The sequence below is a fragment of the Halanaerobacter jeridensis genome, assembly GCF_016908315.1.
GTDB lineage: Bacteria > Bacillota > Halanaerobiia > Halobacteroidales > Halobacteroidaceae > Halanaerobacter > Halanaerobacter jeridensis.
Map to the genome: position 1 here is coordinate 104,343 of NZ_JAFBDQ010000003.1, position 22,342 is coordinate 126,684.

The following is a 22,342-nucleotide window of genomic DNA, read 5'->3' on the forward strand; positions in this document are numbered from 1 at the left end:
TTCCATATCTTTTTTTGAATTAATTACTCTATTTCATAATTAATTTACCGCTCAATTTATTATCATAAGTTTTTAAGAAAATTCTATTACGGCTGTATTTCAGTTCCAAATCAAGCTCTAAATCTAGGGTACCCTGCTCTAATTCTACTCTTCTCCAGCCATGACCACTGACATAAAGCTGAGCTTTTTCTATTTCTGGAGCAACCTCAACTTTAACTCTCGTCACACGACCATCAGTGACCATCTCATCACGAGAAATCCATTTGGCAGGCAAATAATCATAGGCTAATTTAATGTCTAATTCAGACGCTTCACTAACTGCTATCCGATTTATATCATAGCTATCACTTTCTTGAGCTACCGCACCTAAATTTTGATTAAAGACTGCTTTAAAACCTAATCCCCTTACTGTATTTTTTACATACTTATTATATTCCCCATAAGGATAAGAAAAGAAGTCCGGTTTTTTACCTAAATTCTCTTCTATATCATCTATACTCTGCTTAACATCCTCTTTTATCTCAGATTTACTTAAAGTTGTTAAATGAGGATGGTCATAGCCGTGACTAGCTATAGTACCATGGTTATCAATCTCCTTCACTTGCTCCCAAGTTAAAAAGTCACTATAGCCTTGATTAATCGGTTTAGTATTAATAAACATAGTAAAAGGATAATCATAGCTTTTGAAAATATCAAGTCCATGATCATAAAAACTACGGTAACCATCATCAATAGTTAACGCTACTGTCTTATCCGGAACTGCTTGATTATTTTTTACCCAATTAACCATCTGTTCTAATTTAACTACTTGATAATTATTGTTTTCTAAATAATCAAATACATTAGTTAGTTGCTTTTTAGTAATATTAGTTGAAGGATACCTTGCATCAGCAAAACGATGAAAAACCAAAATATGTCCATCAGCTGCTACATTAGTAGAAAATAAAAATAAAACTAATAGCAATAAAGCAACTACTTTGAGTTTATTGTTAAATAACATAGTATACCACCTCTTAAATATTAAAATTAAAAACGGGTCAATAAAAATTGACCTGTTTTTAATACTCCAGTTTATTTAATTATATTATACTTTAATTATATTTCAAACAGAGTTTTAAATAATTTAATAACTCAAATTATTTAAATTATCTAAATTAATATCAAGATTTTCTTCTTGTAATTCATCTATTTCTCCAAATTTATTCTGTTTCAATAACTTTAATAAATCATAATTTTTATCTTTAACTTTAAATTCATTTACTAACCCATCCATTTTTTCTGCATCCTGATTAAGATTTTCACTAGATTGAGCTATATCTTCTACTAATTGAGTATTCTTTTGCGTACTAAGATTTAACTCTTCTAACGCTTCCTGCATTTGTTCTACTGCACTTGATTGTTCTTCTGTCGAACTACTAATCTGATCAATTCCTCTATACACTTGGCTACTATTTTCTACAATTTGATCAAACATCTCATCAACTACTTGAATCTGTTCTGTTGATTCATTAATCCCAGTAATAATATTTTGAATTAAACTGTTGATTTCTTTAGCAGAATTAGAAGTCTGATCAGCTAATTCACCAACTTCCGTAGCTACTACAGCAAAACCTTCCCCATTTTGGTCTGCTTTAGCAGCTTCAATAGCTGCATTCATCGATAACAATTTAGTTTGAGCTGCTATATCATTGATAATTACTATAATTTCAGAAATTTTAGAACTCAAATTATCCATTGCTTCAATTTCATCTTTAGTTTCATCAATGATATCTGATCCTTTTTTGATTGCTTCCATATTATCAGCTGAAAGACCATTGACTGTATTAGCGTGACTTGCTATATCTTCCATAGAAGCACTTATTTGTTGTACCGTAGCTGATATTTCTTCTAAAGAAGAAGCTACATCCTGAGTACGCTTGGAAAGGTTATTATTTTCATTGCTTAATTTATCAGAAGCAGAACTTACATTAATAACAGTATTTCTTACTTCTCTAATAATATTATTTAATTCTCCTACAGTATTATTTAAATCTTGACTCATTTTCCCTAATTCATCATGAGAAAAATAGTCTACCTCTTTAGTTAAATCTTTATTAGTCACAGCATCTAATACATCTCGCACTTTATGAATCGGATTACTGATCATAAATTTAACAAAAATGACTGTTATTAATACTGCTATTAAAATAGTAATCCCTGTAATCCATAATATTCTTCTCATCAAGTCATAGACAGGTTTTAAAATATGACTTCTATTAACTTCTACAAACAATCCCCAATTCTGACCAAAAATATCTATTGGCATATAAGAAGCTAAGACTTCCACTCCCCGATAATTAGTATAGCTATTAACTCCCGCTTCGCCACTTACAACTTTATCAACATAACCATTTTCTATTTTTTTAGCCATCATAGTATTTTTTTCTAAAAACTTTGATTTAGATCTCATTAAATGATCTGCACCAACTAAATAAGACTCACCATATTTACCTAATCCACTCTCCCGGTGCATTATTTCATTAATTCTGCTAATAGGAAATTCTAATGCTGTCACTCCTAAAATAGTACCATTTTGATCAATCACTGGTGCAGAAACAAATCCTACTTGAGTACCACTTGGTTCATAATAATTAAAATCAATAAATGATATCTTACTTTTTCCTTGTTGATAAGCTGTAGCTAAACTTGATTCTTGATAAGGCCCAGAAATTAAATTAGTACCATAATCTTTACTTTTATCTGAACTATAAATAACATTCCCCTTAGTATCAATTAAATAGATATCATTTCAATTTTCATTATCAGCAAAATATTCAACGCCTGTATTAATTTCTTTAACTGCTCGTTTATATTCTTGGCTCTCTATCCCCGACTGATTATAAGTAGTACTTAAGTTAGGTAATTCTTCTTCTAAAGTTTTAAAATTACTTAAATACTTAATAGAATCTTTTAGTTCCTTAAAATAATCCTCGACTTGATCTCCTTTCAAATCATTAATAGCCTTTAATTCTTCATCAGTCTTATCAAACAGTCCCTCATAAATACCTTGATAAGAAAAATAGGCAGTAGTACCTAATCCAACAATTAAGATTACCAAAAACAATCCTGTCAATTTCCAACCTAAACTAATTTTCATTTTTACCACCCCTAATTGTTTTTTCCATTATAGCTATCTAAACAATCGATAGCACTAACCACTTTTTTTAGAGCAACAGATAACTCAGTTACTTCTTGCTGCGTTGGCTTCACTTCATCATACTGCTGGTTTAACTTTTTTTCACAATTTTCTAATTGCCTAATAATCTGTTGCATAATCATCCCCTCCTTTTTTTATTAATAATTATTATTGTTACTATTTTAATATTTAGCTATTACAGATCACTTACAAAATAATTACAAACCATAATATTTAAATTAAAATAAAAAAATCAAGAGCAAAAATGCCCTTGATTAAAAAATTAATTTGAAATTTTTAAATACTTATAATATTTTTTTAATTCTTGATTAGGAGTAATATCTAATTCTTCAGCTAAAATTCGTTTGCAACTTTCATAAGTAGTAATTGCTAATGCCTTTTTTCCTAATTGATCATAAGACATTATTTTATACAAATAAGCCGGTTCAATATATTGGTTCTTATTTAAAATTTGGTCTGCAATTTCAATTGCTTTTTCATATTTTTCTATATCATAATAGTATTTCATTAACTTTTCTGAAATATCAATATACTTTTTTTCTAAACGCTCTCTTTCATTAATAATCCAATTATTGCTCAGATCCTCAATTAAGAAATCATTTTTATAAATCTCAAAAGCTTCTTGATAAAATTTCATTTTTATCCTATCTTGATTTGAATTTTTCCCTTGCCGAATAAACTCTTCAAACAACGATACATCATAATAATAGGCAAATTCTTTCTTCAAACCATAATAATTATCTTTCTTTACTATAAAATAAGGACCAGTTCTAGATTCTCTATCTGGTTCTAATACTTTATTTAAATTATTTAAAACTACATAAAAACTACTCGTAGCCTTTTTTAATTTTTTATCAGGCCATAGAAAATGACAAATTTTTTCTTTAGAAATAAATTCACCATAGTGAACTAAAAATAATTTAAATAATTCCTTAGACTTTTTTCTAGTCCATTCATCCTCTTCTACTTTTTGACGTCCTCTAAATAATTCCATATTACCAAAAGCCTTGATTTTAAGCATGTAATACGGACTATGTTCTATCCCTTTTAATTTCTGTTTCTTAAATGCTTGCTTAATATCTTTAGTTTCTACCCCTTGGATTTGAGCTCGATTAAAAAGGTCTACTAACATATTTGGGTCTCTAACAAACAAAGAAGTTCTATTTAAAACAAATTTATCATAATCATTCTTTTTGAAAATATTGATAGCCTCTTTCATCTCAACTTTAAATTCTTCAAATCTATCTTGTTGATAAAACATTTCAGCTCTACCTAATAGTGCTAAAAACAAATGTAATTCCGCTCCTGAGGCTACAAGTTCATTAATTGCTTGACTAAGTGCTTCTTCAGCTTGAGAAAATTGTTCTAAACAATAATAAGCAATTCCTTTTAATAATAAGACCATACCTTGAGCTAAAATATCTTTTCTCTCAACGGCTTCTTTTAAAGCTAAATCAGAATACTCTAAAGCTTGCTCAGGGTCTCCATTTAAAGTTTCCCAAAATATAAGTTCTCTATAAATAGCCATCTTGCACCAAGAAATTCCAAACGGGCAGTCTTTAGTATGCTCCAAAAACTTCGTATATTGCTTACGACAATAATTAACCTTGTGAACTCCTAATAATTGATAAACTAGTGTCGAATAATACTCTCCCAATTTTTTAAGGTAACAATTACTTTCAGATAATTCATCCCAAATATAACGCTGGGCACTAAATAATTTGCCTGTAAACAAATATAATAAAGCAGGCATAATAATAGTATGATACATTAAATAATTAGAATGATCTTGAAACCTAATCTTTTCTAATAGTTTTTCTGTTTGTGAAAACTTACCGCAAGCAAATAATATATTAGCCTTTAATTCTCTATAAGCATCTATATCATTTTGTTTTATTTTTTCTACTCTTAATTCTGCATCTTTAAATTCACCTTTAATTATTAATTCAACAACTTTTAATTTATAAAAGCTTCTTTTTTGTTGTTTAGAAAAATACTTCTGCTGCCTTTTTAACTTAGGAATATAATCTAAGCATTTATTAGAATTAAAAAAAGCTAATAACTCTGTTATCTTAAATAAAACAGTTACCAAAGTAGAGTTTTTCCCTTCTGAAAGACATATTCTTTCAGCTTGTTGATACTTATTAATAGCTTGATGGTACTCTTCAGATTTATTATACATATCTCCTAAATATACTAACAACCGAGGATGATTTTTTAAGTCATTTTCATTAAATATTTCAAATGCTCTCTGCAGAGGAGCTAAATTATTATTTTCAAGCCATACTTCTGCATTATCTTTTATTATCTTTATAATTTCAGCTTTATTATTAATTTTTAGATTATAATCAATTAACTGTTCTACTTTATTTTCTTGATCATAAACTTCTTTTGCTTTTATAAGTAATTGATTAACATCATAAAGTTCTTCTAATTTAGATTCTAAAACTTCTTTAAGAGTTGAATTATATTCATACGTATTTTTAGATGTTTTTTTAATAGGAACCCCTAAAGTAATCATCTTTTCAATTAATTGTTGACTGTTATTAATCTGAAAAAAATTATTACATATTTCAACTTCTAATTTAGATAAAATAGAACTTTGCACCAAAAAACGATTCAATTCAGAATTTTGTTGCTCGATATAATCTAATAAAGCAAAATCTAAATAATCACATAACAATTCACATTCTCTGCCAATATCATTGATTATTTTTTCTGTTCTTACTCTCTGACTAATTCTATCAGCTAATAAATCAACTGCTAAAATCCAGCCATCGGTTTTATTAAAAATCATTTCACTTTCATAACTAGATAACAATAATTTATGTTTTTCTAAACAAAATTCTTCTATTTGTTTTTGATTTAACTGAAATTCATCTCCAAAAATTAATAATACTTTATTCTTAACTTTCCAAAAAGCTAATTTAGTGAATTTAACTTGCCCTCGACTAGAGATTACAACATGAACAAAAGCAGGACTCAATTCAATAAAATAACTAATAGTCTCTAATATAACTTGATTATTTTTTATGATTTCAAAATTGTCTAAAACTATATATATTTCTTTTTCTTGGGGAAGTAAATAATCTTCAATTAAAATATCTAAACTTTGATAAATATTATTAGAATCAAATAAAACTTTACTTTCTTCAGGAATTAAATTGTTCTCTATTAATGAATTATATACCATAGTCCAAAATTGAATCGGAGTAGTAATAGAACTTTTAATTTCATACCAACTAACATTCTGGAATCTTTCTTTTTGTAAAACATTAGTTAAAGCTGTAGTTTTACCAGACCCAATTACTCCTTGGATAATAGTTACAGGATAGTTTTTAATCTGCATTAACTTATTACTTAATTGATTGTTTTGCCAAATTTGATAGTTCATTTGCGGTACATCAAATTGAGGATTGCTTACTTCTGTCATCTAACTACCACCTGCTTTGTTATTTTTTAATATTAACTTATTCATAATACTTACTGTCTAATATACTTATAGGGAAAACAACAAAACCCTTCTTTATCTACAAATTTTCTCAAACTTTTTCAATATAAGATTTTTATATACATTTTTCGACATTTTTTCAGAGGCATTAAAATAATAATTTACCCACAGTAATGATATATCTTATGATTAAAAAAACTATTTTTTATAAATACTTACAAAAAAACATAAAGCACAACTAAAATTAGTTGTGCTTTATACAAATAACAAAATAAAATGTAATAATACAGCAGTAATTGCTCCCGCCCCTAAATCATCCATAACTACTCCTAAACCACCACGAAATTGTTCCAATTTATCAATCGGTTGTGGCTTTAAAATATCAAAAATTCTAAATAATACAAAGGCAGGAATCAACATATTAATTGGTAGTAAATACATAGCTAAACAATAACCTGCTAATTCATCAATTACAATTTCGGAAGCATCTTTTTCTTGATAAATTCTCTCTTGGGCCAATTGAGCAATAATTACAGAAGATAAAACTACTAGAAACGCTAAGGGAAAATCAACCTGAGATATTAAATTAATTTTAAAACTCAAATACAGCAAAACTACTCCTAATAATGTTCCTGCAGTTCCAGGAGCTACCGGACTTAAACCGCTGTAAAATCCAGTAGCTAAAAATTTAATCCAGCTATTTTTAATCTTCATCATTTATCACTTCCCGCGAATTCATCATATAATCTGCACCGGAAATTACTGTTAAGGCTACAGCAATCCACAGTAAAATTTGCCCGATTATAGCTGGTACAGCAGAAGTCGCCATGCTTAAAACAAGGAAGATAACTGCAAAAATTTGAGCATTAGTCTTATACTTCCCTAAATTACTAGCTGCAATCACAATTCCTTGGTCGGCAGCTAAAACTCTCAATCCAGTAATTGCAAATTCTCGTGCTAAAATAATAATTACTGGCCAAGCAGATATTTGCTGTAAATCGATCAAAGCTACTAAAGCACCAGCAATCAAGAGCTTATCAGCTAAAGGATCAGCAAATTTACCAAAATTAGTTACTAACCCCCTTTTGCGCGCTAAATATCCATCAATAGCATCAGTAATAGAGGCCACAATAAAAATACCTAATGCTATATACTCACCAGATCCAACCGGGTCTACCAACAGAAAGAACATAAAAATAGGGATCAAAAAAATTCTTAATAATGTAATTTGATTTGCTATATTTAATTTCATCAGGCTTCCACTCCTATCAAATCATATTCTTGTGCTTCAGTAATCTCTACAGTAACAAATTCTCCCTTATCAGCAGTTGTATCCTTAATGAAGATAGCACCATCAATTTCTTCTGGAGCTTCTCTTTGACTGCGACCAATCATAATTCGCGGCTTTTGAGACTGATAATCTTCTACTAATACATCAACCTCTTTATCTATCCAATTAAGATTGCGGCGGTAAGAAATTTCACTTTGCAAATTCATTACTTTCTCGTATCTTTCTTCTTTCCTATCTTCAGGAATTTGACAGTCCATCTCAGCTGCAGCAGTGCCTTCTTCCTGAGAATAAGTGAAAGCACCTAGATTATCAAATTCAGCTTCTTTTACAAAATCTAATAAAGTCTGAAAATGTTCTTCACTTTCACCAGGAAAACCAACAATAATTGATGTTCTTAAAGTGATATCTGGAATTCTATCTCTTAATTTATTAATGACTGCTAAAATTTCTTCTTTGCTACCAGGGCGATTCATTTTTCTTCTAATCTCTTGATGAGCATGCTGCACTGGGACATCTAGATAATTACAAATTTTATCTTCCTGTGCCATTAGTTCAATTAATTCATCACTAATATGCAGTGGATAAGCATATAATAGTCTTATCCATTTAATCCCTTCTATCTGAACTAGTTCCTTTAATAGGGGCACTAATTTACTTTCTCCATCTAAGTCACGTCCGTATTGAGTAATATCTTGAGCAATAACATTGATCTCTTTAATTCCATTAGCTGCTAATTGTTCTACTTCAGCTACAACATTCTCTATGCTACGGCTCTTTAGACCACCTCTTAATTTAGGAATTAGACAATATGAACAGTTATTATTACACCCTTCAGCAATTTTTACATAAGCGGAATTCTTGTTACTAATAGTAGTTTCAGCAATATAGTCATCGTAATTAAAATCAGGCTCAGAAATTTTAATATTCTTCTTGCCAGCTAAACCTTCTTCAATCACTTTTAGAATTTCATCAAAATTACCTGTACCCAGCATTGCATCAATCTCAGGCATTTCCTCTTTTAGTTCATCGCTATATCCTTGGGCCAAACAACCTGTAACTACTAACACTTCACAATTTCCGTCTTCTTTATATTGAGCTAACTGCAAAATTGTTTCAATCGATTCCTCTTTAGCATCAGCTATAAATCCACAAGTATTAACAATAATTACTTCAGCACTTTCATAATCATCAGTTCTTTTATAATTTTTACTTTCTAAAATATCAATCATAATCTCTGAATCAACTTGATTTTTGGCACATCCTAAAGTCGTTAAAGCAACTTCTACCATATTTGACACTCCTCAACTAGATTACTAATTTTCTTAATTTATTACTTATACTCTAATTATACATTATCTTTCATTTTAATTCAAAAATAATATTCTTAAGCTAAAATTAATTTTTGATGCGGTTTTAATTGAAATTGTAATCGCCCATTAACTATTTGATATTCTGTAGCAGTCAATAGATCAATTACTTGTTTCTTATTAGCTTTATCAAAACCTGATAAATCAACATTAATTTTTCGTTTTTTAGCACTTAAATTTAGAAAAACCAGAATTTCTGATTGTTCATTATACTTAATATAAACCCATACTTGAGCTTCATCATCAATCACTAAATCTTTGCGCTGACCAATAGCTAACACATCATTCTCATTTCTAATTGTACATAAGCGCTGATAAAAATCATACAGCTCTTTATCTTGTTCATCGCCCCACAGCATAAAATCTCTTGAATTATCAAAAACTATACGACCAGTATTATCATCAGAACAAGGTTCTTGCTGTGATAATCCCACCTCGGTTCCATAATAGATATATTGAGCTCCAGCTAAAGTAAACTGGCAGGTAGCAGCTAATTTTAATTTTTCTTTATCACCATTAGCTTCCCACAAAAAGCGGTCCATATCGTGATTATCAAGAAATCTATTAATTATAAATTCTGAATCATAATAATTATTTAAATAATTCAAATCAGATATAAATTCAGACACCTGCTTACTACCGTAAATAAATAATTCTCTAAAAGACCAAACTAAAGAAAAATCAAGACAACCATCTAATTCTCCTTCAAATTTCTTAATTTTACCTGGGCTTTCCCAAACTTCACCAAAAATATAGGCATCTTCTTTATTAGATTTAATTACTTTTCTAAACTCAGTCCAGAAATCATGGGAAAGACCATAAGCATAGTCAAGTCTTAGGCCATCAGCACCATAATCACATAACCAATGCAATGCTTGTTCATAAATGATAGAATGACGTACTTCTTTATTATCAGTATTAAGAGTTGGTAATTGAGGTACTCCACAAAACTTTTCATAATCATTAGGCCACTCAAAAAAATTATACCAATCATAATATGGGCTCTCGTCATCTCCTTGAGCTGTTAAGAAAAAGGGATGCTGATGTGAGGTGTGATTAGGAACAAAATCTAAAATAACTTTCAAATCTAATTTATGTGCTTCATCGATTAGGGTTTGTAATACTTCTTCATCTCCAAAATGAGGGTCTACTTTTAAAAAGTTAGTAATATGATAACCATGATAGCCTTCACCCTCATAGACTGGCGATAGCCAAACTACCGTAGCACCTAAACTTTTAATATAATTTAATTTATTAATTATCCCTTGTAAATCCCCACCTTGATAGCCAGTTGCTTCATAAGATAAATCATAATTATTACTAGGATTTCCATCACAAAATCTATCAATCATAATCTGATATACAATTGCATTTTTGGCCCAATCTGGGGCTTTAAAATCTTGCACTAAATAAGAAAATCTTTGAGCTTCCCCTATTTCAGCACCATTTTCTGCATAGTATGATTGCTGCCCTTGACTATCATAACCTTCTATAATATATCTAATTCTTTTCCCGTTACTATGAGCAGGTATTTTCCCTTCCCACCAATCTATCATTTTACTTTCTTTAGGAGCAGCCTCAGTATATTTATAACTTAATTCAATTTTATCTCCAGTTTCTACTTGCCCCTTTTTTCCTTGAGGCAAACTTCCGTCACTAGTATAATAAACATAAATTTTATCAACTAAATTTCTATAACTACTAACTCTAATCGAGACTGAGTCATTTGCTGTCACAATATTAGGTTTATAATTAAAATTATGAAATAGTGAATTATTAAAAGCATCACCTTTACTATTAGACTCATAAGGCCTCATAGATTTAGTATAATAAGCGCTTTTATGTTTAGTTACGTCCCACAAAGATATAGAAGTAAATACATTATCAAGTGCTTCTTTTCTTAAATCATCAGACAATTGGCCCTTGTTCTCTATTAATCGGCATAACTTTTCTTGTTTAGGAATAAAAGTTAATTCTTGCTCTTGATAGATATTATAAATTTCTTCTTCAAGTCCATTAGTTAGAATTATAATTGGAGCAGGATTTTCTAATAATCGAGCATAGGATAACGTCTGAACTTTAATATGATCTGTTAATTCCTCCGCACCACTCCTAACAGCAATTACAATTGCTGCTTTTCCTTCAATATAAACTACTACATCTGCTGTAATATGAATTTTCCTTCTCCCTTTTGTTACTAATTGTTTCTGATCAAACTTAATTTGATCAATTTGATAACCTAACTTATATAATTTAGGTAATAAATATTTCTCTCTAACTCTTTTTCTTTGTTTTAATTTTTTCTTCCACATTTTATCCAAATTCACACCTCACAATTATATTTTAATGATTTAGTGGATTTAATATCCAACTTAATAAGTACTTTCTTAGCATTAAAATAATGATTTATACAAATAATATTTTTATATTCAAGGGGGAATTACTATGCTAGACTATACAGATTTAAATGGACTAAAAAAAATAGTAAAAGATCTTAAAAAGATTCAAAATGATGAAGTAACAGATACTAGATATATTAAAGAGGATGAACTAGATGGAGTTATTACCCTGTTGAATGCAATTATTAATACTAAGGAATTTAATCAAAAAATAAGGTAGCCTTAAAATAGGCTACCTTACTTTAAGCTTAATAATAAAAACTAATTAATGATAGAGCATTAAAAGCATATGCAAACTCAATTAATCCAATGAGAAAATCCATTTTTCTTTTTTTATGATAATTATCTTTCTCATATTTAACAGTTTCTTCAAAATCATCAAGTGAATTAATTAATAATTTTCGTCCTAGTCTATAAGCACTCACTATAATTAATAAATAAGTAGCAAACTCAATCATTAAAGAACTATCAAAGAAAACTAATACAGCAATATAATACATGAACAAAAAGAAATAAAAAACACTATTCAAAAATTTCATCATTAAAAATGGGTTCTTTTGCTGACCGACTAACTTTAATTTCTCTTTTAATGCTTCATATTCTTCTAAATGTTGTTTAAAACTTTTCTTACTATCTTTTAACTTTACGATAACCGCGATAATATACATTACAGATAGTACACCTATATATTTTCTCATCATCTCACTCCTTAACCTAAAATTTAGATAACATTTGTCATATCACACATATAATAACAAAAAGATGACAAATTTAAAAGTATAATTACCATTTTTTTAATAGGTCAAGGTATCATCATCTGGATTATAATCAGTATTAGAATCTTCTTCTAATTGAATCCCTTCTGTTCCTTGTTCCTGTTCTTCCTCTTCTTGTTCTTCTGTCTCCTCTTGTAGTTTATTAATTTTATCAAGCAAATCGTTATACTTTCTTTTTAATTGTTTCAACTTACGAGTTTGATCATCTATTTTTTCAGATTGTTGTTCTAATCGCTCTTTATATTCAGTTACTTCTATATTTTTAGCTAGCTCTTTTGCTTTAGATTTATAATCCACATTTAGATTATCTTTTTGGTCAGTTAACTGATAAGCACTGACAACTAAACGATTAATTTCCTTCTTTCGTTCTTTATTTGCTTCATAAGCAGCTACAGAAATATAATAAAAGTAAGAAGGATAATTAATATATGAACTATTAACTCGTGGAATATAAATCTTTTGCCCAGGATAAATTAAATTAGGATTTTCAATGTGACTATTTACTTCAATTAATAATGATACAGGCAAATTATAATTACTAGCTATATCAGATAATGTATCTCTCTTTTTAGCTTTTATTACAAATAGATTATTAAACTCTTTAACTCCTAAAGTTAAATTCAAATATTGGTTAATATGTTGCAAAGTTAAATCGCGCTGTAAACTATTTAACTTTGCTTGAGCAGGTAAATCACCACTAGATATTTGTTCTACTGTATTTGCATTTGGCTGACCTACATCAGGAATCTGATTAATATCAAATTCTACAGGAGGTAAGTTAGCTAATAAATAATTAGTTAATCCTAATAATGTATCTACTTTTCTTTTAGCTTCTAAGCCATAACTATCTGCTTCTGTTTTAAATTGCTCTCGTCTATCCTGATTAGTTAAAGGAAGTGCTTTTTGTCCTTCTGAAATATATTCCTTTATTTCTAAATTACTCTTGAGCTCAGCAGTTATTAAGATACTTTTTAAATAAATAGCCTTAGCCAAATATTCAGAATAAGGTAAATCATCTAATAATATTTGGTCTAAGTACTGCTTTGTCTGCTGCAAATCTTTTTGTTGCAGAGATTGTACTGCTAGACTATAATTTTGTAGAGCAGTATTAGTAGCAGCTTCTACCTGGGAAGTAATAAAAACTGACATAATTAATAATATTAAAATAACAGTTATTTTCTTTAACATTGCAGCTCCCCTCCTCATTTCCTATAAAACAATCTCTATCAGCCATATATATTAATTATTCTTAATAAAAATCAGTTTTCCTCTAGTTCAAATAAAATTTAGTTTTTATTTGACTAATTTTTTCTTTTTCATTAACTTAATTGCTTTATCAGAATCATCAGTTACTACAAAAACTTCTTGAATAGAGGCACTATTTTTAGCTAAAATTTTAATACCACTTGGGGTATCATATTTTAATTTTAAATGAGGCTCCATACCACTACCACTACGTTGATTTATACGACCAGGAATTACACTTTTAATCACAGATAATTTTGCTAGATTTTCTAACAAAGGCAAAATATCTTCAATGATAGTATGTTCCTGCTTGATTTTATTAGTTCGATATTTATTAGATTTAGCCATTTTATTACACCTCCTAGTTTAACTTGTATAATTCTTAACATTTATAATTATATAATAAATTTATTAAATATCCAAACACTAATCCCTAAAACAGAAACAAGTAATGAGTAAAAAATAACAAGTTAAAATCTTTAAAGACCAAAAAATTTAAAAATAAAACAACAAGTGAAAGCACCAGAATTCTGGTGCTTTCACTTGTTAATTGCTCCCTCCGTGTTTTCAAAATTCAGAAAACACTCCGTGCAGCCCTACTCTCTTTACTTTTTGCCTTATTAGTTGCCCAATCTATATTCAGCAATCTCCCCAAATTTCACTACTGGCTTCACTTGTTACTAATTCTTTTTCCTCTTGTATCACTTTAAGAACTTCTTTCTTAGCTGGTCCACCAATTGTATCTCGAGCATCAACACAGTTCTCAATAGTAATCGCATCATAAATATCGGAACTAAATACATCAGAAAACTCCTGCCATTTATTTAAAGATAACTCTGCTAATTTTTTATTATGTTTATCACAATAAAGCACAGCTTTTCCTACAATTTCATGAGCTTCCCTGAATGGAATTCCATTATCCACTAAATAATCTGCTACATCAGTAGCATTAACAAAACCTCGTTCAGTAGATTCTTTCATATTATCCTTTTTAAATTCAGTATTATTTAACATCCGGGCCATTAGTTCTAAAGTCTTTTTTAGGGTATCTACAGTATCAAACAATCCTTCTTTATCTTCCTGCATATCCTTATTATAAGCTAATGGTAATCCCTTCATAGTAGTTAATAACTGCATTAAATGTCCATAAACACGGCCTGTTTTACCTCGAATCAACTCTGGAATATCAGGATTTTTCTTCTGCGGCATAATACTACTTCCAGTACAAAATGCATCAGAAATCTCAATAAAATCAAATTCTGAGGATGACCATAAAATCAATTCTTCACTAAAGCGGCTTAAATGCATCATAATCGTCGAAGCAGCACTTAAAAATTCAATCACAAAATCTCGCTCACTAACTGCATCCAGACTATTTTGACTAACTGAATTAAATTCTAATTCCTGCGCTACAAATTCTCTATCAATATCAAATTTAGTTCCCGCTAATGCTCCAGAACCTAAAGGCAAGACATTAACACGTTGATAGCAATCCTCTAAACGCTCATAATCACGTTTTAGCTTTTGTTGATAAGCTACTAAGTGATGGGCCAAGCGAATTGGCTGAGCGCGCTGCAAATGAGTATAGCCCGGCATTATAATATCTATATGTTCTTCACCTAAACTTAATAAAACATCCTGCAGTTGCTGTAATAACCCTTGTACTTGTTTAATCTGGTCTCTTAAGTATAATCTAATATCTAAAGCTACTTGATCATTTCTACTACGAGCAGTATGTAATTTACCTCCGACTGATCCAATCTTCTCTGTCAATTTATGTTCAATATTCATATGAATATCTTCTAACTCAACACTAAATTCAAACTCTCCCTCTTCTATTTCAGACAAAATTTCTTCTAATCCTGCGATTATTTTATTTTTATCAGTTTCAGTTATAATATCACACTTAGCTAACATTTTAGCATGAGCAATGCTACCTTCAATATCATATTTATATAATTTATAATCAAATCCAATCGAGGCATTAAATTCTTCTACCAATTTATCCGTATCATCTTCAAATCTTCCCGACCATAATTTCATTTTACCACCCCATAATTGATGATTTACAATTGCTTCTTTAGCTCTACCCTAGTATAATCTTCATCTTCCCTTATTTCTTCTATTTCATATCCTAAGCGTTGATAAAAATGTAGTAACTTCTTCTTCTGATAAGCTGAAATTAGTGTTATTTCTTGCCCTCCAGAAGCTTTAACTCGCTTTTCTACTTCCTTAATTAATTTCTTTCCAATATTCTTACCCGCAAATTTATTTAATACTCCTAATCTACCTAAATGATACTCTTTTTCATTTATAGAATAAAATCTAACTGAACCTGCTGCCATACCATCAACATAAGCAATCAATACTTCTTTATTTTTTATATCCTCTTTTACATCTATCTTACTTTCTTGTAAAGCAGGAACTAAAGAAGAAAAAGCAGGGCCAAGATAATCTTGGAAAGCCTGCTTAGTAATTTGATATACTAAGTCACTATCTTCAACCCCTGCTGTTTCTATTTTAATCTCCATTCTTAATACTCTCCCTTAATAATTAGCAATTTACAATTGATAATTAAAATCAACAACATACAATCAAAACCTAGCCTTGGCAGTGCCAAGGCTCTACAATAGTTATAATCCTCATAAGACTGGGGTTTCCGGTTTTGCTGGTTTTACTGCTCTTCACTCTTCACTATTCCTACTCGTTATGAACTCGGCCATTAACTTTTAACGGCAGTCCAAATAATTCAATAAATCCTTCTGCAGATTCATGTTTGAACTCATCAGATTTATCATAAGTAGCTAATTCTTCTTGATAAAGAGACTGATCAGATTCTCGACCTACTACTTGACAATTACCTTTGAATAATTTCACTTTAACAGTTCCCGTTACATACTTCTGCGTCTCTTCAATAAAAGCATCTAATGCTTTACGCAATGGAGAGAACCACTGTCCATAATATACTAACTCAGCATATTTTTGTGCTACTTGGTCTTTATAATGAGCTGTCTCACGATCAAGTACCATATCTTCTAACTGCCCATGAGCTGTTAATAATACTGTAGCAGCAGGAGCTTCATAAATCTCACGTGATTTAATTCCTACTAAGCGGTTTTCTACCATATCAACTCGTCCCACACCATGTTTAGCAGCAATATCATTCAACTGCTCTACCAATTCTACTGGGCCAAGCTCTTGCCCATTTAAACTAACTGGTTCTCCCTGTTCAAAGCCGACTTCTACATATTCAGGGTCATCAGGAGTATCTTCTAAATGATTTGTAATTTGATAAACTTCTTTTGGCGGTTCCACAGTTGGATCTTCTAATTCTCCGCACTCAATACTAATTCCCCATAAGTTACGATCTATACTATAAGGATTTTCTTTAGTAGCACTTACTTCAATTCCTGTTTTATTAGCATAATCAATCTGTTCACCTCGAGAACCAAACTCCCATTCTCTAAGTGGAGCTACAATATCAATTCCTGGTGCTAATGCCTGGAAAGAAACATCAAATCTTACTTGATCATTACCTTTTCCAGTACAACCATGTGCTACAGCATCTGCACCTTCCTCTTTAGCAACTTCAATCATACGTTTAGCAATCAACGGACGCGAATAAGCTGTAGCTAAAGGATACTTACCTTCATATAATGCCCCAGCCTTCAATCCTTTAAACGCATATTCTCTTAAAAATTCTTCCTGTAAATCATCAACATATGTCTCTACTGCTCCAGTCTTAATTGCTTTTTCTTTAACTGGCTCTAATGGTTCGTTCTGTCCTACATCTGCTGAATAAGCTACTACCTCTACATCATAAGTATCTTGTAACCATTTAATTGCAATTGAAGTATCTAATCCTCCTGAATAAGCTAACACTACTTTTTCAATATCTTTTTTCATTTAATAAAGCCTCCTTGTCTAATATATAACTGTTTATTATTTACTTGTTTATAATTATACATACATTTGTATAATAATACAAGAAAAAATTAAAATTCCTCAGTTAAGCTTACTATAGTTAATAATTCAAGACCAACTTAATAAATCCTTTTATATTTAAAAAGCAAATTCGAAAATTTGCAAATTAATTTTTCTATGATATTCTTTAAAAGAACATAGAATTGAAATAGGATTTGCGCAAGGAGGATATTGCTAAATATGAATAAAGGAGAGGATAATGTGATAGTCCTAGGTGGAATGATTGGAGTCGGTAAAACAACATATGCTGAAATGATAGCTCAACATTTAGATAGTAAAGTTTTTTATGAATCTGTAGATGATAATCGTTTATTGGAAAAATTCTATGACAATAAAAAAAGGTGGGCTTTCGCTCTGCAGATCAACTTTTTAAATCATCGTTTTCGAGCTATAAAAAAAGCTCTACAAGATAAAAACAATGTCTTAGACCGTTCTATTTATGAAGATGCCTTGTTTGCTCGTATAAATTATGAAGATGGCAATATGAGTCAAGCTGAGTTTGACTGCTATTTAGATTTATTAAATAATATGATGGAAGAAATTGAAGGAATGCCTAAAAAGGCACCTGATTTGTTTATTTACTTACAGGCTTCTTTCTCTACAATTGAGAGAAGAATTAAAGAAAGAGGAAGAGAATACGAACAGTTCGAAAACAATCCAGAACTAGAAAATTATATGAGAAATTTACACAGTAGATATGATGATTGGGTTTTTGATCATTATGATGCTTCAGAAGTTTTAACTATTAATGCTGATAAATACGATATTACTAATCAGCAAGATGAAGAAGAAGTATTAGATATCATTGATCAGAAACTAAGTGAAACTTTATAGCTAGAAGTAAGTAGCTAGAAGCTAGTAGTTAAAAACATAAAATCAAAACCAAGAGGCACAATCAAAAAATAAGTAACCTCACTTTAAGATAATCCCTGACCCCACTATTAAAGTAAAACTATAATTAGATGGCTGAGCAAGTTTTTCGTAGTGGCATTAAATTTAGGATGTTAATGAGTCTTAATGAAGTGAAAGTAAAATCAATTTTGTATTACTTAATTTCCAATTTAAATTAAGTGAAATTGATTTTACTTGAACGAATTTTAGACGAATCATCCTAAATTTCTGAACGAAGAAATGCTTGCTCAGCCATCTAGAAGTTACACTTTATATAGATACTTCCCCATTAATCCCAATCGTCTTCACTTCTAATTCCAAATCAGAATTTGCTTTATCTAAAGCTTGTTCTGCTATTTGCACCATTCCCCCACAACAAGGAACTTCCATCCGCAAAATCTTAATACTATTCAAATCATTCTCTTTTATAATTGACGCTAATTTATTGACATGGCTTTGAGCATCATCAAGTTTAGGGCAACCCATTGCTACTGCTTTACCTTTCAATTCTTGTTGATAATTACCATAAGCTACTGGGACACAATCAGCTGTGATTAATAAATCTGCTTCAGAAAAATAAGGGGCATGAGGTGATAATAGGTCAATTTGTACAGGCCATTGTTCTAATTGTGATTTAACTTCCCCTACCTTATCATCATTATTAGATTTTTCGTTTTTATTCATCATCTTCATTCTACTACCAGGACAGCCTCCACTATGATGTCCATGTTGATGTTGATGACTTGTTTCTTCTGCTGCATGTTCTTCTTGAGCCTGTATCATTTCTTTTGCTGCTTCTTCCCCTCTTAAGTTTTCTACGTGTTCTTTAGTTGCTTCTAAATCAAATTCTTCTGCTTTTCGTTCTTCAATTTTTAATGCTCCGGTTGGGCATTCGCCAATACAATCACCGAAACCATCACAGAATTGTTCATTAACTAATTTAGCTACTCCATCAACAATTTGTAGTGCTCCTTCATGACAACCAGTAACACAATTTCCACATCCATTACATTTTTCTTCATCAATATTGATTATTTTTCTTGTTTTCATTATTATCTCTCCCTTCTATTTATTATTTATTTAATTCAATTAGGTAAATTGTAATTTAACTTTGCAACTTAATTAACTACTAACTTTTTCTCTCTACTAATACTATATCCTTTTTTATTTTAATTTGCTATGATATATATCACAACTAATAAAATCATAAAAAAAAGCCCCGTTATGGGGCTGAACAATTTTATTATTTACCAAGCACAGAAGCAGCATAAGATTAAAATTAAAAAGAAAAAGCATAAATAATCACTACCATAACGTCCGCAACTTCCCATTATTCTCACTCCCTTTTATAGTTTTACTATAATATATGTCAGGAGCTAAATTTTTGTTAAAAATAAAAAAACAGGGCCGAAACATTGACCCTGTTGCTAATAAAAGCATTATGCTTTTGTTTGATTAATGTGCTCACCTAATTTTTGGTCAATACCTTTCACATGGTCAACTAACCATTCGGTAATTCGTTTATTAAACTTCATCATCTGAGCAGTATCTACATCTCCAGATTCAAAGTCATTTTTGAAATCAGAAATTTCTTGAACAAAACCATCGTGGATTTCTTTATGAGTTTCATAATGAGGATAATTATACTTTTGCTGTAATTCCTGCTCATCATTAAAGTGTTTAACAGTATAATCTTCTAAAAACTCTAATGTATCAGCTATTTTCTCTTCCCCTTTATTTTCTTTATTAGCTTTAATTAAATCATTGATTCGTTTAAATAATTCTTTATGCTGCTCATCAATCAAATCCACACCAACTAAATAACTATCATCCCATTGGAAGACCTCACTTCCACTAATTTGATCACCAGCTTCATGAATTAGATTAGTTACTCTTTTACTCATTTCTGCTAAATCATTTGAAGAATCATTTACTACTTCAAAGATATTAGTTATAGTTCGAGATTCTTCCATTAACTGGTCACTATTTTGAGCTAAATCTTGAGCTGCATCAGCTGTTTGTTCAATCATTTTAGCAACCTCTTGACTAGCTTCCTCAATTTCATAGAAAACTTCATCTGTTTCTTGAGCTATTTCTTTACCAGCTTTAGCTTTTTGGTCAACCTGTTTAATTGCTTCTAAACCTTGGTCAGATTTATCTTGAGTAGCATTTACAATTTCTATAATGTCACTTGTAGCATCAGAAGTTTCTTCAGCTAATTCTCTAATTTCCTCAGCCACAACCGCAAAACCTTGTCCATGTTCTCCTGCTCTTGCTGCCTCAATTGCTGCATTTAAAGCTAATAAATTAGTCTGTTCAGCAATATTAGTAATCAGTTCAATAATTTCTCCAATCCGTTCTGTATTCTGATTTAAATCCTTCATAATATCTACTGTAGAATCTACTGAATCATTAATAGATTGAATATTAGATATTGTCTCTTCAATATTTTCTCTTCCCATTTGTGTCTGCGATGTAGCCTCTTCAGCAAAACCTGTCACCTCTTCAGCACTAGCAGATATCTTTTGAATATGTTCAGTCATATTTTCTACTAATTGATTAGTAGAATGAATAGTTTCATTCCCTTCCTGCGAAGAAGCAGACATTTCTTCACTGTAAATAGATAAATTACCTAATTCTCTTCTGATTTCATCAATCACTTCTTCATTGTCAGAACTAGAATAATTTTTCATTTCAGAAATTAATAATCCAAACTCATCTGAACTTGCTTCAATTTCCTCTTGCTCATCATTAAGCCAATCAATAATGCTATGAATTTGATTAGTAACTAACTTATTAAAAAGTAATTCAGATAATGCTAAAACAATTACTATTTCTATTATCTTAGAAACATAAGTCATCAAAGCAGAACCAAGAAAAACATTTAAAAAACCATTAATTATGTTAGCAATTGGAATAGTAATTAACATTATTAATATTAAAGCTATTCCAAATTTGAAACTTAATTTAGATTTTGTCTTTTTATTCACTATACCCACTCCCTACTTTTTATAAATTAATCATACTTATCAATTATATTTCTACAAATTTCGCTAGATTCCTTTATCTATTTTAAATTCATCAATAATCATTACTAAAAAGTTGATAATCCACTCCATTCTTGCAAACGATAAAGAGCTTTTTTAATAGTAGATTTATCACTGTATTCTTCTAAAGCTATAGTATAATGTCCCTGTTGATTATTCCATATCTTTTCGAAATAAACTTCAACTTCTTTAACGAATTGACTATTATTATTACTTTTAATTTTAAGTTCTGCTTCTAAATTATAATTATCTAAATTTCTCCGCGTTAAATTAGCAGAACCACCAAAAACTAAACTATAGTTTTTATATTTAATCGATATTAATTTTGTGTGAAATTGTTCCCCTTGAGTATCATACCATCTAGTTTTAATCTTGCCCTTTGTTTTATTAAACAGTTCATAAGCCACAACTCGATTAGGTATTCCATTTTTTACTCTACCAAAAGCATCTCGATTAGGATCTAACACAAGTTGAACATCTACTTTTCTATGATTAGCTTTAAAATTTAACAGTTTTAAATAAGAACGTAAAGTAACTTTAGGTCCATCAGGATTAAAAGGATTTCTTAGCCAACCTTTTCCGCCTGTACCAAACCATCTAAAAAATAGCCTCCAAAATCCTGAATAAAAAGCATTAGAATCTCTAGCTTTGCTCATATCCGTCATAATCACTTTAATGCTATTAGTCCTCAACTT

At 30.0% G+C, this 22,342-nt stretch carries 20 protein-coding genes; 2 read left to right on the forward strand and 18 right to left on the reverse strand.

The window, feature by feature from the left end; translation table 11 throughout:
• Positions 1-28 precede the first annotated feature (28 nt).
• The 9 genes from JOC47_RS03450 to JOC47_RS03490 all read right to left on the reverse strand — a co-directional run bounded on the left by JOC47_RS03450 (position 29) and on the right by JOC47_RS03490 (position 11,617).
• A complete protein-coding gene (locus tag JOC47_RS03450) occupies positions 29-1,000 on the reverse strand; it encodes a polysaccharide deacetylase family protein (RefSeq protein ID WP_204700585.1) in 972 nt (323 codons plus the stop codon).
• Between the two features lie 123 nt (positions 1,001-1,123).
• On the reverse strand, positions 1,124-2,782 hold the full coding sequence (locus JOC47_RS15870; protein WP_338035313.1) for a methyl-accepting chemotaxis protein: 1,659 nt from the start codon (positions 2,780-2,782) through the stop codon (positions 1,124-1,126).
• A gap of 6 nt (positions 2,783-2,788) precedes the next feature.
• Positions 2,789-3,136 carry a hypothetical protein gene (locus tag JOC47_RS03460; RefSeq protein ID WP_204700587.1) on the reverse strand — a complete coding sequence of 116 codons (348 nt, stop codon included), beginning with the start codon at positions 3,134-3,136 and terminating at the stop codon, positions 2,789-2,791.
• Between the two features lie 11 nt (positions 3,137-3,147).
• The gene (locus JOC47_RS03465; RefSeq protein WP_204700588.1) at positions 3,148-3,312 is read right to left on the reverse strand and encodes a hypothetical protein; all 165 of its coding nucleotides are present in this window, start codon (positions 3,310-3,312) and stop codon (positions 3,148-3,150) included.
• Between the two features lie 146 nt (positions 3,313-3,458).
• Entirely contained in the window at positions 3,459-6,629 is a 3,171-nt protein-coding gene (locus JOC47_RS03470; RefSeq protein WP_204700589.1) for a BTAD domain-containing putative transcriptional regulator, read from the reverse strand.
• Between the two features lie 273 nt (positions 6,630-6,902).
• Positions 6,903-7,364, reverse strand: a complete 462-nt coding sequence (locus tag JOC47_RS03475) for a phosphatidylglycerophosphatase A family protein (RefSeq protein ID WP_239550896.1) — start codon at positions 7,362-7,364, stop codon at positions 6,903-6,905.
• On the reverse strand, positions 7,351-7,899 hold the full coding sequence (gene pgsA, locus JOC47_RS03480) for a CDP-diacylglycerol--glycerol-3-phosphate 3-phosphatidyltransferase (protein ID WP_338035310.1): 549 nt from the start codon (positions 7,897-7,899) through the stop codon (positions 7,351-7,353). The genes JOC47_RS03475 and pgsA overlap by 14 nt, the downstream gene beginning before the upstream one ends.
• Complete coding sequence (gene rimO, locus JOC47_RS03485; protein WP_369127955.1) at positions 7,899-9,236, reverse strand: 30S ribosomal protein S12 methylthiotransferase RimO; 1,338 nt, start codon at positions 9,234-9,236, stop codon at positions 7,899-7,901. Before rimO ends, pgsA begins: the two co-directional genes overlap by 1 nt.
• Before the next feature lie 86 nt (positions 9,237-9,322).
• Complete coding sequence (locus JOC47_RS03490; protein ID WP_239550908.1) at positions 9,323-11,617, reverse strand: alpha-amylase family glycosyl hydrolase; 2,295 nt, start codon at positions 11,615-11,617, stop codon at positions 9,323-9,325.
• Between the two features lie 133 nt (positions 11,618-11,750).
• Between JOC47_RS03490 and JOC47_RS03495 the strand changes: the two genes are divergently transcribed.
• Positions 11,751-11,924 carry a hypothetical protein gene (locus JOC47_RS03495; protein WP_204700592.1) on the forward strand — a complete coding sequence of 58 codons (174 nt, stop codon included), beginning with the start codon at positions 11,751-11,753 and terminating at the stop codon, positions 11,922-11,924.
• 28 nt (positions 11,925-11,952) lie between these two features.
• Here JOC47_RS03495 and JOC47_RS03500 read toward each other — a convergent pair whose 3' ends face one another.
• From JOC47_RS03500 to JOC47_RS03525, 6 genes are all read right to left on the reverse strand, one after another.
• Entirely contained in the window at positions 11,953-12,402 is a 450-nt protein-coding gene (locus tag JOC47_RS03500) for a hypothetical protein (RefSeq protein ID WP_204700593.1), read from the reverse strand.
• Positions 12,403-12,498: 96 nt separating this feature from the next.
• Positions 12,499-13,668, reverse strand: a complete 1,170-nt coding sequence (locus JOC47_RS03505; RefSeq protein ID WP_204700594.1) for a LysM peptidoglycan-binding domain-containing protein — start codon at positions 13,666-13,668, stop codon at positions 12,499-12,501.
• A gap of 105 nt (positions 13,669-13,773) precedes the next feature.
• The gene (locus tag JOC47_RS03510) at positions 13,774-14,073 is read right to left on the reverse strand and encodes a DUF2103 domain-containing protein (RefSeq protein WP_204700595.1); all 300 of its coding nucleotides are present in this window, start codon (positions 14,071-14,073) and stop codon (positions 13,774-13,776) included.
• Between the two features lie 291 nt (positions 14,074-14,364).
• Positions 14,365-15,768: an argininosuccinate lyase gene (gene argH / locus JOC47_RS03515; protein ID WP_204700596.1), complete on the reverse strand. Its 1,404-nt coding sequence runs from the start codon at positions 15,766-15,768 to the stop codon at positions 14,365-14,367.
• 23 nt (positions 15,769-15,791) lie between these two features.
• The gene (locus tag JOC47_RS03520; protein ID WP_204700597.1) at positions 15,792-16,256 is read right to left on the reverse strand and encodes a GNAT family N-acetyltransferase; all 465 of its coding nucleotides are present in this window, start codon (positions 16,254-16,256) and stop codon (positions 15,792-15,794) included.
• A gap of 169 nt (positions 16,257-16,425) precedes the next feature.
• Positions 16,426-17,631, reverse strand: a complete 1,206-nt coding sequence (locus JOC47_RS03525; protein WP_204700598.1) for an argininosuccinate synthase — start codon at positions 17,629-17,631, stop codon at positions 16,426-16,428.
• A 258-nt stretch (positions 17,632-17,889) separates the two neighbouring features.
• Here JOC47_RS03525 and JOC47_RS03530 point away from each other — a divergent pair, with 258 nt between their 5' ends.
• Complete coding sequence (locus tag JOC47_RS03530; RefSeq protein WP_204700599.1) at positions 17,890-18,543, forward strand: deoxynucleoside kinase; 654 nt, start codon at positions 17,890-17,892, stop codon at positions 18,541-18,543.
• 327 nt (positions 18,544-18,870) lie between these two features.
• Here JOC47_RS03530 and JOC47_RS03535 read toward each other — a convergent pair whose 3' ends face one another.
• The 3 genes from JOC47_RS03535 to JOC47_RS03545 form a co-directional block, all read right to left on the reverse strand.
• On the reverse strand, positions 18,871-19,650 hold the full coding sequence (locus tag JOC47_RS03535) for an ATP-binding protein (protein WP_204700600.1): 780 nt from the start codon (positions 19,648-19,650) through the stop codon (positions 18,871-18,873).
• A 389-nt stretch (positions 19,651-20,039) separates the two neighbouring features.
• Positions 20,040-21,590, reverse strand: a complete 1,551-nt coding sequence (locus JOC47_RS03540) for a bacteriohemerythrin (protein WP_204700601.1) — start codon at positions 21,588-21,590, stop codon at positions 20,040-20,042.
• A 104-nt stretch (positions 21,591-21,694) separates the two neighbouring features.
• Positions 21,695-22,312: a phospholipase D-like domain-containing protein gene (locus JOC47_RS03545; protein ID WP_239550910.1), complete on the reverse strand. Its 618-nt coding sequence runs from the start codon at positions 22,310-22,312 to the stop codon at positions 21,695-21,697.
• Positions 22,313-22,342: the final 30 nt, after the last annotated feature.